Raw genomic sequence first — 13,189 nt, forward strand, 5'->3', positions numbered from 1 at the left:
CCCCTCTGGAGCCCCGCATGTGAAGAACTGGCCGACACCGCGTGCCCGTACCTGCACCGATCACCCCGCCGGACCGGCAATTGCCCTGGTGAGAGCGTTGATTGATTGGAAGCGCCATGCTCCGCCGTGCTTTGATCCGTTGCACCGCGGGGGCTTCCCCCCATGGGACCCGGCAACGGGTTCCCGGCGCCCGCGGACGCGGCCGACCATCTGTCCCCCAGAGGGGGCCGCTCTCCCCCTTGTGAATACCCATATGAAGGGAAGTTCCATCATGAACTCCACCCCCCAGGTTGCGACCGCCGAGATCTCCGACGCCGAGCTGGACGCCGTTTCCGGTGGTCTCCAGGTGAACGCCGTTGGCACCGTCACCGGTCTGGTGGACGGCATTGCCCCGGTTTCCGGCCTGGTCGGCACGGCCGTCGGCACCGTTGAGGGTGTCACCGGTCTGCACACCGCCCCGGTCACCCAGCTGGTCGCCGGTCTCTGATCGCACCTGTTGTGCCGTTGAGTCCCGGAACCGTCCCCCGGTTCCGGGACTCTCGGATGCCGTAAATCTCTCCGGACAGGTGAGGGAAAGTCCCGTGCAGTTCCGCCAACAGGCCCTCGCCAAGCTCCAGTCGCCCGAAGAGCTGGACCTCCCGGTGCGCTTCGCCCGGCCGCAGGGCTGGCTGGTGCTCGCCGTGACGGTGGCCGCGATGGCCGCCGCGTCCGCCTGGGCCGTCACCGGCACCGTGGCCTCCACGGTCACCGCGCCCGCCATCCTCACGCACGCCGAGGGCAGTTACCTCCTCCAGAGCCCCGTCGCCGGACAGGTGACCGCGGTCCTCGCCAAGGAGGGCGAACAACTGGCCGCGAACGCGCCCGTGGTGAGGGTGCGGACGAGCCAGGGCGACTCCGTGGTGCGCACGGTCGCCGCGGGGCGCGTCACCGCGCTCGCCGCCACCATCGGCCAGATCATCCAGACCGGCACCAATGTCGCCGCGGTGGAGAAGGTCGCGCACCCCTCCGACCCGCTCTACGCGACCGTGTACGTGCCCGCCGAGAACGCCGCCGCCATCCCCGCGGACGCGCCCGTGGACCTCACCGTCCAGTCGGTGCCGACCCAGCAGTACGGGGTGCTGCGCGGCCGGGTGAAGTCCGTGGACCGCACCGCCGCGTCGGCGCAGCAGATCTCCGCGTACCTCGGCGACAGCCAGCTGGGCGAGCAGTTCACCCGGAAGGGCCGCCCGGTGGCGGTCCTGGTGCGGCTCGACACCTCCGCCGCCACCCGCAGCGGCTACCGCTGGTCGTCCGCGGACGGTCCCCCGTTCCCCCTCACCTCCATGACCATGGCCTCCGGTTCGATCCGCCTGGCCGATCAGCGTCCCGTCGATTGGCTGCTGCCGTGACCGCTCCCCCGGACGCCCCGCCCCCGGTGCGGGGCAGACGCCGTGCCGCCCCGCCGAAGCGCACCGCGCCCAAGGGCCGCACCAAGTCCGTCCGCACCCCCACCGTGCTCCAGATGGAGGCCGTGGAGTGCGGTGCCGCCTCCCTGGCCATGGTGCTCGGGCACTACGGCCGCCATGTCCCGCTGGAGGAGCTGCGCATCGCCTGCGGTGTCTCCCGCGACGGCTCCCGCGCCAGCAACCTGCTGAAGGCGGCGCGCAGTTACGGTCTGACGGCCAAGGGCATGCAGATGGACACGGCCGCGCTCGCCGAGGTGCGGGCCCCGGCCGTCCTCTTCTGGGAGTTCAACCACTACGTCGTGTACGACGGCATGGGCCGCCGCTTGGGCCGCCGGGGCGTCTATGTCAACGACCCCGGCAAGGGCCGCCGTTTCGTACCCATGGAGGACTTCGACACCAGTTTCACCGGGGTCGTGCTGGTGATGGAGCCGGGTGAGGGCTTCAGCCGGGGCGGCCGCAGGCCCGGTGTCCTGGGCGCCATGCCCGCACGGCTGCGCGGCACCTCGGGCACGATGCCCGCCGCGATCCTGGCGAGCCTGCTCCTGGTCGCGGTGGGCGCCGCGCTGCCCGCGCTCAGCCGGACCTATATCGACATGTTCCTGATCGGCGGGCAGACCTCGCTGCTGGGTGTGCTGTTCACGTCGATGGCCGCGTGCGTCCTGCTCACCGTCGTGCTGACCTGGTTGCAGCAGGCGAATCTGCTGCGCGGCCGGATCATCTCCTCCACCCTCTCCAGCGCCCGCTTCCTGCGCCATCTGCTGCGCCTGCCGGTGACGTTCTTCGCCCAGCGCAGCCCGGCCGACCTGGTGCAGCGCCTCCAGTCCAACGACGCGGTCGCCGAGACCCTGGCCCGCGACCTGGCGGCGGCGGGCGTGGACGCGGTCGTCGTGGTGCTCTACGCGGTGCTGCTGTACACCTACGACCCCCAGCTGACCTTCGTCGGGATCGGGGTGGCGCTGCTCAATGTGGTGGCGATGCGGGTGGTCGTACGGCTGCGGGCGACCCGTACCGCCAAACTGCGCGCGGACAGCGCCCGGCTCACCAACACCGCCTACACCGGCCTTCAGTTGATCGAGACGATGAAGGCGACCGGCGGCGAGGACGGCTACTTCCGCAAGTGGGCCGGGCAGCACGCCACGACCCTGGAGGAACAGCAGCGGCTCGGGGTGCCGAGCGCCTGGCTGGGCGTGGTCGCGCCGACGCTCGCCACGCTCAACAGCGCGCTGATCCTGTGGATCGGCGGGCTGCGGGCGGTCGAGGGGCACATCTCGGTGGGTCTGCTGGTCGCGTTCCAGGCACTGGTGACCCGGTTCACCGCGCCGATCACCCGGCTCAACGGGGTCGCGGGCCGTATCCAGGACTTCGCGGCCGATGTGGCACGCCTGAAGGACGTGGAGAACTTCCAGGCCGACCCGCTCTACGGGCGCTCCGGCCGCGGCGAGTCGACCCGGCGGCTGCACGGCCATGTCGAGCTGGAGGGCATCACCTTCGGCTACAGCCCGCTGGACAAGCCGCTGCTGAACGGCTTCAGCCTGACGGTCGGCCCGGGCCAGCAGGTGGCGCTGGTCGGCGGTTCGGGCAGCGGCAAGTCGACGGTGTCCCGGCTGATCTCGGGCCTGTACACCCCGTGGGAGGGCGAGATCCGCATCGACGGGCGGCGCCTCGAGGACATACCGCGCGGTGCGCTCGCCGCCTCGGTGTCCTTCGTCGACCAGGACGTCTTCCTCTTCGAGGGCACGGTCCGCGACAACGTGGCACTGTGGGACCCCTCGATCCCGGACGAGGCGGTGGTCGCCGCGCTGCGCGACGCCGCACTCCACGACGTGGTGATGCGCCGTCCGGGCGGTATCCACAGCCGGGTCGAGCAGGACGGCCGGAACTTCTCCGGCGGGCAGCGCCAGCGCCTGGAGATCGCCCGGGCGCTGGTGCGGGACCCCAGCATCCTGGTGCTCGACGAGGTGACCAGCGCCCTGGACGCGGAGACCGAGCAGACCGTGATCGACCAGCTGCGCAAGCGGGGCTGCGCCTGCGTGGTGATCGCGCACCGGCTCAGCACCGTGCGCGACAGCGACGAGATCGTGGTGCTCCAGCACGGCACGATCGTGGAACGCGGGCGGCACGACGCCCTGGTGGCGGCCGGCGGGGCCTATGCCGAGCTGGTCAGGGAGCGGTGAGATGACGGCGGTTCACGAGGGTGACCTCGTTCTCGGTGCCCTGGGCGCCATGGGCTCCCCGGTCGACTGCTCCGGTCTGGGGCGGCTCGACCTGGAGGGCCCCCAGGTGCTGTGGCTGGTCGCGGCGGGAGCGCTGGACCTGTTCGCGGTGGACGCCGCCGCGCAGGGCCACTGGCACCATCTCGGCCGTCTGGAAGCGGGCTCGCTGCTGCTCGGCCCGGTCGCGGGACCCCAGCACACCCTGGTGGCCCGCCCGGTGCGGGACTGCGCGGTGCGCCGCATCCAGCTGCGCGAGCTGTATCAGCAGGTCGACACCCAGACCTGGTCCTACGACAGCTACGGCAACCCGCAGTACGTACCGCCGACGACGAGTCCGCTGGAGTACGCGCTCGCCCTGGGCGTGGGCCGGAGCCTGTCGATCCTGTTCCAGGCGCCGACGGCGAACGAACGGGCGGCGGAGATCACAGACGACGACGTGTTCTGGATGCAGGTGCCGCCGGGCAGCGTCCAGTACGGCTCCCTGCACGGGGCGGAGGCGGCCGCCGATCTGCTGATGGACCCCTCGGTCTGGCAGGGCATGGTCGACCAGCAGTACCGGCTGCTCGCCACCCTCGACCGGTGGATCGAGCAGGTGGAGCGCAGCCACGAGAGCCGGACCGCGGCCGGGATCAAGGCGGGCGAGGCCGTCCGCGCCCAGGCCGACCGCACCCTGCTCGCCTCGATCGGCAGGCCCTCGGGCCCCCGCACCACGGCGGCCGACGCGGACGCCACGTACGCGGCCTGCCGACTGGTGGCGCGCGCGGCAGGCATCGCCCTGGCGGACCCCGGCGGGAGCGGCACCGGGAGCGACCGGCTCGACCCGGTCGAACGCATCGCCGTCGCCTCCCGGGTCCGCACCCGGGCGGTACGGCTGGACGGGCGCTGGTGGCGCGACGACATCGGGCCGCTGGTGGGCCACCGGGCGCTGTCGGGCGCGCCGGTCGCGCTGCTGTGGCGCCGCGGCGGCTATGTCGCCGTCCATCCCACCTCGGGCCGTGAGACCCCCGTCGAGAAGGCGAACGCGGCGGAGTTCGAGCCGCGGGCGGTGATGTTCTACCGGCCGCTGCCGGACCAGCGGCTCGATCCGCTGCGGCTGATGCGCTTCAGCATGCGCGGCACCCGGGGCGATCTGCTGGGCCTGGTGCTCAGCGGCCTGGTGACGGTCGCCATCGGGGCGCTGGTGCCCATCGCCACCGGCAAGGTGCTCGGCGAGTACGTGCCCAGGGCCCAGACGGGGCCGATCGTCCAGGTCTGTCTGGCCCTGCTGGTCACGGGCGTGGTGGCGGCGGCGTTCATGCTGCTGGAGAACCTGACCATCCTGCGTCTGGAGGGCCGGATCGAGGCGACGCTCCAGCCCGCGGTCTGGGACCGGCTGCTGAGACTGCCGACCCGCTTCTTCGCGGACCGCTCCACCGGCGAGCTGGCGAGCGCCGCGATGGGCATCAGCGCCATCCGGCGGCTGCTCGCCGGAGTCGCTCCGGTGGTCGCCCAGTCGGTGACGGTCGGCGTGATGAACCTCGGTCTGCTGCTCTGGTACAGCGTGCCCATGGCGCTGGCCGCCGTCGCCATGCTGGTGGTCATCGCGGCCGTCTTCCTGGGGCTCGGGCTGTGGCAGGTGCGCTGGCAGCGGCGGCTGGTGCGACTCGGCAACAAGCTGAACAACCAGGCCTTCCAGACCCTGCGCGGCCTGCCCAAGCTGCGGGTCGCGGCGGCCGAGAACTACGCCTACGCCGCCTGGGCGGGCGAGTTCGCGCGCAGCCGGGAGCTCCAGCAGAAGGTGGGCCGGATCAAGAACCTCACCACGGTGCTGGGCTCGGTGTATCTGCCGCTGTGCACCCTGCTGCTGTTCATGCTGCTCGCGGGCCCGGCCAAGGGGGCCCTGTCGGCCGCCGACTTCCTCACCTTCACCACCTCGGTGACCATGCTGCTGACCTCGGTCACCCAGCTCACCGGCGCGTTCGTGTCCGCGGTGGCGGCGCTGCCGCTGTTCGAGGAGATCCGGCCGGTGCTGGACGCCTCGCCGGAGGTGCGTACGGCGAACACCCGGCCGGGTGTGCTGTCCGGGGCGATCGAGGCCCGTCGGCTCTCCTTCCGCTACGCCGACGACGGTCCCCTGGTCCTGGACGATGTGTCCTTCGCGGTGGAGCCGGGCGAGTTCGTGGCGATCGTGGGTCCGAGCGGCTGCGGCAAGTCGACGCTGCTGCGGCTGCTGATCGGCTTCGACCCGCCCACCTCGGGCAGTGTCCTGTACGACGGGCAGGACCTCGCGGCGCTGGACCGGTCGGCGGTGCGGCGGCAGTGCGGGGTGGTGCTCCAGCATGCGCAGCCGTTCACCGGTTCGATCCTGGACGTCATCTGCGGCACCGAGCCCTATACGCCCGAGGAGGCGATGGCAGCGGCGGAGATGGCGGGACTGGCGGAGGACATCCAGCGGATGCCGATGGGCCTGCACACCATCGTCCAGGGCAGCGGTGCGGTGTCCGGCGGGCAGCGCCAGCGTCTGATGATCGCGCAGGCCCTGATCCGCCGTCCGCGCATCCTCTTCTTCGACGAGGCGACGAGCGCGCTGGACAACGAGACCCAGCGCCGGGTCATCGAGTCCACCCGGGCCCTGAACGCCACCCGTGTCGTGATCGCCCACCGGCTGTCCACGGTGCTGGATGCGGACCGGGTCATCGTGATGGAGGACGGCAGGGTCGCCCAGCAGGGGCCGCCGGACCGGCTCCTCGCGGACCCGAGCGGGCGGCTGCACGAGCTGGTCAGGCGGCAGCTGGCCTGAGCGGCCGGGGCAGCCGTCAGCTTCTCCCCCGGCCGCGCCGCCGGGCCATGACCGCGGCGATCCGGGCCTGTTGCAGGATCTCGTTCCGGGGCAGCGCGGGCCGGTAGACGACGAGCGCCCGGTGCCGCTTCTCCAGCCGCAGCGCGCCGGGGGCCGGAACGACCTCGCCGTCATAGGCACAGGTGTCCATGGGGCCGAGGTCCTCGATCCGTACCCCGGGCACCCGTTCGGCGACGTAGACCCGGGAGCGTCCGAGCGCTCCGACGAGGGCCGCGAGGACCACCCGGATGCGGGCCAGCCGGTGGTCCCCGTCGACCAGCCGCAGGTCGATCAGCCCGTCGTCGAGCCGCGGCCGGAAGGCGGGTGCGAAACCGTCGGGGACATAGCGGCCGTTGCCCGCGAAGAGCAGCCAGAGTCTGCGGGGGCGGCCGTCGAGGCGCAGTTCGGTGGGCGCCGCGGTGCGCAGCACCCGGACCAGCGCCAGGGTCGCCGCGGGCCATTTGCCCAGCCGTGGTTCCAGCCGCTCGCGCAGCCTGACGAGTTCGGGGTAGAGCCCGAGGGCGAAGGTGTTGAGGAACTCCACCGGCGCCGCGTCCGGGCCCTCGCCCGCCGTCGCGCCGGTCAGCGGGACGGCGGCCCCGAGGTCGACGGCGACCGCCTCCCCGCGGACGACCGCGGCGGCCGTGTCCTCGAGGTGCGGGACGCCCACGTCGAGGGCGAAGTGGTTGAGGGTGCCGCCGGGGAACACCGCCAGCGGCAGACCGTGCCGGGCGGCGGCCCGGGCCGCCGCGTTGACGGTGCCGTCGCCCCCGTGGACGCCGAGCGCACCGCCCCGGGCGAGGGCGCGGCGGACCGCGTGGTCGAGCCGGGCCCCGAAGTCGTCGTCCGCCGCGCAGAGGACGAGTTCCGCCCTCGGCAGCAGTCCCGAGAGCAGCGGCGGCGCCGGGGTCCCGGCGCCGGTGTTGACGAAGACGACGAGCCCCTCGCCGCCGGGCAGCGCGGGCGCCGGGGCGGCCGGCCGCTCGCGCTCGGGGTTCACCTGACGCGGCGGCCACCACCGGCAGGTCAGTACGGCGGCGCCGACGCCGATCGCCGCACCGGCCAGGACGTCCCCCGGGTAGTGGACGCCGACGTAGACCCGGGAGAACGCGACCGCGGCGGCCACCGGGGCGACCAGCGTGCCGTAGCGGGTGCATTCGAGGGCGACGCCGGTGGCGAAGGCCGCGGCCGACGCGGAGTGGCCGGAGGGGAAGGAGGTGGTGCGCGGCTGCCGGACGAGGTGGCGGATCGGCGGTACGGGGTCCAGGAGCGGGCGGGGGCGCCGTGCGGTCCACTTGGCGACGGTGTTCACGGTGACGGAGGCGAGGGCGAGCGAACCGGTTCCGCGCAGGGCCGCCCGCCGGGCGGTGCGCCCGCCGAGCACGGCGAGACCGGTCGCGGCCCCCAGCCACAGCAGTCCGTGGTCGGCCGAGCGGCTGAGCCGGGTGAGGGCGGGCCCGGCGCCCGGCAGCCGGGCGGTGGCGACCCGGGTGAACAGCCGCTGGTCGAGGTCGCCGAGGAAGCGCATGGTCCACGGCTACCCGACCGGGCCGCCGCCGGCATCCGGGACGCACCCGACCGGCGTACCCCCGGCGCACCGGGGGCCGTCCCGAGGGGCGGCTGCTCACCCGCGTAGGGCTGCTCCAGGGCGGCGATGTCCAGCTTGGACATCGCCGTCATCGGCCGGGTGGTCCGGGCCGCCGTCAACGCATCACCGGGGCGCGGCGGCCTCCCGGGGCGCGGCGGCTTCACCGGGCGCGGCGGAATTCGCGTGGCGCCCGGAGCGGCCGGGACTACGATCCGCCCCCATGACCGCCTCCACGGAATCCGCGTCCATCGAGCCGTTCCGCATCGACGTCCCGCAGTCCGACCTCGACGATCTGCACGACCGCCTCGACCGCACCCGATGGCCCGACGCGCTGCCGGACACCGGCTGGTCGTACGGGGTCCCCCCGGACTATCTGCGCGAACTGGCACGGTACTGGCGCCGGGACTACGACTGGCGCGCCGCCGAGGCCCGGCTCAACGAGTGGCCGCAGTTCACCACGGAGATCGACGGCGCCCGGGTCCACTTCGCCCATGTCCGCTCCCCGGAGCCCGATGCCACTCCGCTGGTCGTCACCCACGGGTGGCCGGGGTCCGTCGTCGAGTTCCTCGACGTGGTGGGCCCGCTCACCGACCCGGCGGCGCACGGCGGCGACCCCGCGGACGCGTTCCATGTGGTGGTGCCGAGCATTCCCGGTTTCGGTCTGTCCGGGCCCACCCGGGACCGGGGCTGGGAGGCGGGCCGGGTCGCCGACGCCTGGGCGGAGCTGATGCGGCGTCTCGGCTACGAGCGGTTCGGCGCCCAGGGCGGCGACTGGGGGGCGGCCGTCTCCCGCGAGCTGGGCCGCGCCCACCCGGAACGGCTGATCGGCGTCCATCTCAATCTCCTCCCGGGGGCGCAGCAGCTCACCGAGCCCACGAAGGACGAGCTGGCCGCGCTCGGTCCCGGGGAGCAAGAGCGCACCCTGCTGTCCTGGCGCCGCTGGGAGGAGTGGCAGCGCGAGGGCGCGGCCTACGCGTCGCTGCACGCGACCCGCCCCCAGACCCTCGCCTACGCCCTCACCGACTCCCCCGTCGGCCAACTCGCCTGGATCGTCGAGAAGTTCCGTGAGTGGACGGACTCCGAGGAGCTGCCGGAGGAGGCCGTGGACCGCGACCGGCTGCTGACCAATGTGATGCTGTACTGGCTGACCGGCACGGCCGGTTCGGCCGCCCGGATCTACTACGAGCGGGCCCATGCCACGGGCCGGGCGGCCGCCCCCGCCGAGCCGTCGACGGCCCCGACCGCGGTGGCGGTGTTCCCCGCCGAGATCCAGGTCCCGCTGCGGCACCGGGCGGAGCGCACGGAGAACATCGTGCGCTGGACGGAACTCGACCGGGGCGGCCACTTCGCCGCGATGGAGGAGCCCGACCTGCTGGTGGCCGATGTGCGGGCCTTCTTCCGGGGGCTGCGCGAGAAGGGCTGAGCGGGGCCTCTGCCCTCGGCGGATCTGCCGGGGGCAGAGAAACCGCCGCGGGCCGCCGCCGGGGCCCGAGGGTGGAGTCGACGGTATCCGTGCCACCCCAAGGAGATCCGATGACTCCCCTCAGCATGCTCTCCCCCCGGGCCGAGGAGGACGGCACCCCTCCCGGCCGGTTCGACGACCACCTCGCCGCCCAGTTGCTCGCCCGGCGCATCGTCCTGCTCGGCACCCAGGTCGACGAGGTGTCGGCCAACCGGGTCTGCGCCCAGCTGCTCCTGCTGTCGGCGGAGGACCCCCGCGCCGACATCGGGCTGTACATCAACAGCCCGGGCGGGTCGGTCACCGCCGGGCTCGCCGTGTACGACACCATGCGGCTCATCCCCAACGACGTGGCGACGCTGGCGATGGGCTTCGCCGCCAGCATGGGCCAGTTCCTGCTCAGCGTGGGCACGCCCGGCAAGCGGTTCGCCCTGCCCAACGCGCGGATCATGATGCATCAGCCGTCGGCGGGTATCGGCGGCACCACGGCGGACATCGAGATCCAGGCGGAGAACCTGGAGTACACCAAGCGGGCCATCGAGCGGATCACCGCGGAGCACACCGGGCAGAGCCCGGAGACCATCGCGCGGGACGGCGACCGCGACCGCTGGTTCACGGCCGAGCAGGCCCGCGAGTACGGCCTCGTGGACCGGGTGGTGGAGTCGCTCGCCGATGTCCGCCCGGACTCCCCCCGCCGACGGATGGGGCTCTGACATGGCGTCGTACCCCGTTCCCTACGTCCTGGAGCGCACCGCCCGGGGCGAGCGGTCCTACGACGTCTTCAGCCGGCTGCTCTCCGAACGGATCGTCTTCCTCGGCACCGGGATCGACGACGGCGTCGCCCATGCCGTCATTGCCCAGCTGCTGCATCTGGAGTCGGCCGACCCGGAGCAGGAGATCTCCGTCTACATCAACTCTCCGGGCGGCTCGGTCACCTCGCTGATGGCGATCTACGACACGATGACCTTCGTCAGGTCGCCCGTCTCCACCTTCTGCGTGGGGCAGGCGGCCTCGACGGCGGCGGTGCTGCTGGCCGGGGGCGACCCGGGCCGCCGGTTCGTGCTCCGCCACGCCCGGGTGCTGCTCGGTCAGCCCGCGGCCGAGGGGCAGCGCGGAACGGTCTCGGACCTGAGCCTCCGGGCACAGGAGATGGTGCGGATCCGCTCCCAGGTGGAGGAGGTCCTCGCCCGGCACACCGGGCACGCCACGGCGGCCCTGCGGGCCGACATGGACCGGGACCGGGTGTTCACCGCGGAGGAGGCCGTCGCCTACGGCCTGGCCGACGAAGTGCTGAGCAGGCGGGGCCCCTTCGGGTGAGCGGGAGCGTTCGGGCCGCACGCACGTGTCCGGCCCGAACGCGTCGGGCGGTGGTCAGGCGGCGAGGCACAGCCCGTCGTACCGGCCGCCGCCCGGCACGGTCCGGCCCCGGACCGGGCGGCTGCGGACCGCCCGCCGCGCCAACTCGTCCTGGGCGAGCGAGAGCAGGTCCGGGAGGCCGAGCCCGAGGGCCCGCGCCGCGGCCGCGAGGACCTCGGAGGACGCCTCCTTGCGGCCGCGCTCCACCTCGGACAGATAGGGCATCGAGATCCGGGCCGCCTCCGCGACATCCTTGAGCGTCCGCTCCTGGGCGCGCCGCTCGCGTCGCAGGGTGTCCCCGACGAGGTCCCGCCACAGCGGTTCCCGGGCCTCGGCGGGCGCATCCGGGAGGGGCCTTCCGGGGGTGCCCGCGGAAGGTGTCGCGCCGGTGCGGGAGGGCGTGTTCCCCGGGCGGAGGGGGATGACGCGGGCTTCGTCCTGCGGGTGGGGGCTCATCCGTCCAGCCTAGGGACACCGGCCGCGGCGCGAACGGTGCCGCGTTGCGCCCTGGGTGAACCGCGCGCCGCGGCGGGGAGCCCGCGGCGGCGTTCCGGGGCCGCCGCCCGGTAAGCCGGGGGCGGCCATTCGGGGGAAACCGTGCACATGAGATGCCAACTCCGGGGTATACGCGCTCACACGACGCTTCACAACGCCCAAGAGGCCGAAGAGTGAGTTTCCTGGGAGAGGTAGAAGTAATGGACACCGCCATGAGCCGGTCGACGGTCACCGATGACAGCCTCCGTACCAGGACCGGTGCGGAGCCCCTGCCGACCGTCACGGACCCGCAGGCCGTGGCTCCCCGTGACGCGCGGGAGCTGTCCCGGCAGTTCTTCCAGCGCCTGTCCGCGCTGGAGGAGGGCACGCCCGAGTACCAGTACGCGCGCAACACCCTCATCGAGATGAACATGTCGCTGGTGCGCTTCGCGGCCGGACGGTTCCGCAGCCGCGGCGACGACATGGAGGACATCGTCCAGGTCGGCATGATCGGCCTGATCAAGGCGATCGACCGGTTCGAGATCTCCCGGGAGGTGGAGTTCACCTCCTTCGCCGTGCCCTACATCGTCGGCGAGATCAAGCGCTTCTTCCGCGACACCACCTGGGCCGTCCATGTGCCGCGCCGCCTCCAGGAGTTGCGGGTGGAGCTGGCCAAGGCGCGCGAGGAGCTCTCCTCCCGTCTGGACCGGGAGCCGACCGTCGCCGAGCTGGCCGCGCTGATGAACCTGCCCGAGGACGAGGTGCGGGAGGCTCGGATCGCGGCCAACGGCTACAACTCGTCGTCCCTGGACGCGACCCTGACCGGGGACGCCCAGGACGGGGAGGCGGTGCTCGCCGACTTCATCGGTGCGGAGGACGAGGGCCTGCGGCTCGTCGAGGACTTCCACACGCTCGCCCCGCTGGTGGCGCGGCTGAGCGAACGGGACCGGACGATCATCCATCTGCGCTATGTGGAGGAGGCCACACAGGCCGACATCGGCGAGCGGCTCGGCTGCTCCCAGATGCATGTGTCGCGCCTCATCAAGCGGATCATCGAGGAGCTGCGCAGCGGCATGCTGGACGAGGTGCGCCGCATCGACGCCCTCTGAGCCGCGGCCCGCGCGACCGGACGCCCCGGACGCCCGTGCGGGGTGTCCGGGGACGGTGCCCTCCAGCCAATGAGCCAAGGGGGCCGGCCGGACGACAGCTACTGGTGGCCCAGCCGGACGACGGCCCGGACGCACTTGCCGACCGGGACCAGTTCGGCCGTGACCAGGGTCGACAGCGCGTGGACGATCTCCAGACCGTGCCCGCCGATGCGCCCCGGGTCCCTGGGGTAGCGCCGGGGCAGCGCCGCACTGCTGTCGTAGACGGCGACCGTCACGGCGGTGTCGGTGCCCTCCAGCTCCAGGATGTACGGGCCGTGGCTGTGCCGCTGCGCGTTGGTGACCAGCTCGCTCACCACCAGCAGCACGTCCTGGGCGGCGCGCCGGTCGACCGGGGCGCACCACTCGGACCGGAGCTGCTCGACGAACAGCTCGCCGAAGGTCCTGGCCTCGGCGATGGACCCCGGCTCCCCGGTGTAATGCGCCGCCCGCCGCAGCGGTTCAACGGGCATGTCGAAGTCAGTAGGTATCACTGCTCCGTCCATGTGCTCGATCATGCCGTTCTCTCTCGGAAAGCCGGGTTCATGCGGTGCGGTGCCCCTGTCGGAGAAGCACCGCATCCGTGCTCGTACCCAGCAATGCGTTCTTAAGTCCACCCCCGTCGGTTCCGAGGACATCGTGACGGGCTGCGGGGAGGCCGTCACGGCGGGGCATCTTCGGGTACGTCCGG

11 protein-coding genes are annotated in these 13,189 nt (G+C 73.0%); 8 read left to right on the forward strand and 3 right to left on the reverse strand.

Annotated features, from left to right (window positions below; genetic code table 11):
- The first annotated feature begins 271 nt into the window (after positions 1-271).
- From ACIHAA_RS09140 to ACIHAA_RS09155, 4 genes are all read left to right on the forward strand, one after another.
- Positions 272-487 (forward strand): type A2 lantipeptide, encoded by a 216-nt coding sequence (locus ACIHAA_RS09140; protein ID WP_399814747.1) that lies wholly within the window; start codon positions 272-274, stop codon positions 485-487.
- Positions 488-581: 94 nt separating this feature from the next.
- The gene (locus ACIHAA_RS09145) at positions 582-1,388 is read left to right on the forward strand and encodes an HlyD family efflux transporter periplasmic adaptor subunit (protein ID WP_399814749.1); all 807 of its coding nucleotides are present in this window, start codon (positions 582-584) and stop codon (positions 1,386-1,388) included.
- Positions 1,385-3,619 (forward strand): NHLP family bacteriocin export ABC transporter peptidase/permease/ATPase subunit, encoded by a 2,235-nt coding sequence (locus ACIHAA_RS09150; RefSeq protein ID WP_399814751.1) that lies wholly within the window; start codon positions 1,385-1,387, stop codon positions 3,617-3,619. Before ACIHAA_RS09145 ends, ACIHAA_RS09150 begins: the two co-directional genes overlap by 4 nt.
- Before the next feature lies 1 nt (position 3,620).
- Positions 3,621-6,437: an NHLP bacteriocin export ABC transporter permease/ATPase subunit gene (locus ACIHAA_RS09155; RefSeq protein WP_399814753.1), complete on the forward strand. Its 2,817-nt coding sequence runs from the start codon at positions 3,621-3,623 to the stop codon at positions 6,435-6,437.
- Positions 6,438-6,453: 16 nt separating this feature from the next.
- On the opposite strand, the gene ACIHAA_RS09160 is transcribed toward ACIHAA_RS09155, so the two are convergent.
- The gene (locus ACIHAA_RS09160) at positions 6,454-8,004 is read right to left on the reverse strand and encodes a bifunctional phosphatase PAP2/diacylglycerol kinase family protein (protein ID WP_399814754.1); all 1,551 of its coding nucleotides are present in this window, start codon (positions 8,002-8,004) and stop codon (positions 6,454-6,456) included.
- A gap of 280 nt (positions 8,005-8,284) precedes the next feature.
- On the opposite strand from ACIHAA_RS09160, the gene ACIHAA_RS09165 reads away from it, so the two are divergent.
- The 3 genes from ACIHAA_RS09165 (at position 8,285) to ACIHAA_RS09175 (ending at position 10,840) form a co-directional block, all read left to right on the forward strand.
- Positions 8,285-9,487 carry an epoxide hydrolase family protein gene (locus tag ACIHAA_RS09165; protein ID WP_399814756.1) on the forward strand — a complete coding sequence of 401 codons (1,203 nt, stop codon included), beginning with the start codon at positions 8,285-8,287 and terminating at the stop codon, positions 9,485-9,487.
- A 110-nt stretch (positions 9,488-9,597) separates the two neighbouring features.
- Positions 9,598-10,236: a ClpP family protease gene (locus ACIHAA_RS09170; RefSeq protein WP_399814757.1), complete on the forward strand. Its 639-nt coding sequence runs from the start codon at positions 9,598-9,600 to the stop codon at positions 10,234-10,236.
- A 1-nt stretch (position 10,237) separates the two neighbouring features.
- The gene (locus ACIHAA_RS09175; RefSeq protein WP_399814759.1) at positions 10,238-10,840 is read left to right on the forward strand and encodes a ClpP family protease; all 603 of its coding nucleotides are present in this window, start codon (positions 10,238-10,240) and stop codon (positions 10,838-10,840) included.
- Positions 10,841-10,894: 54 nt separating this feature from the next.
- Here the strand turns inward: ACIHAA_RS09175 and ACIHAA_RS09180 are convergent, their stop codons facing one another.
- Positions 10,895-11,335: a helix-turn-helix domain-containing protein gene (locus ACIHAA_RS09180; protein WP_399814761.1), complete on the reverse strand. Its 441-nt coding sequence runs from the start codon at positions 11,333-11,335 to the stop codon at positions 10,895-10,897.
- Between the two features lie 239 nt (positions 11,336-11,574).
- Here ACIHAA_RS09180 and ACIHAA_RS09185 point away from each other — a divergent pair, with 239 nt between their 5' ends.
- Positions 11,575-12,462, forward strand: coding sequence for an RNA polymerase sigma factor SigF (locus ACIHAA_RS09185; RefSeq protein ID WP_399814763.1), 888 nt, complete (start codon positions 11,575-11,577; stop codon positions 12,460-12,462).
- A gap of 98 nt (positions 12,463-12,560) precedes the next feature.
- Here the strand turns inward: ACIHAA_RS09185 and ACIHAA_RS09190 are convergent, their stop codons facing one another.
- Positions 12,561-13,016: an ATP-binding protein gene (locus tag ACIHAA_RS09190; protein ID WP_399814764.1), complete on the reverse strand. Its 456-nt coding sequence runs from the start codon at positions 13,014-13,016 to the stop codon at positions 12,561-12,563.
- Positions 13,017-13,189 lie beyond the last annotated feature (173 nt).

Source organism: Streptomyces sp. NPDC052040, from assembly GCF_044548405.1.
GTDB lineage: Bacteria > Actinomycetota > Actinomycetes > Streptomycetales > Streptomycetaceae > Streptomyces.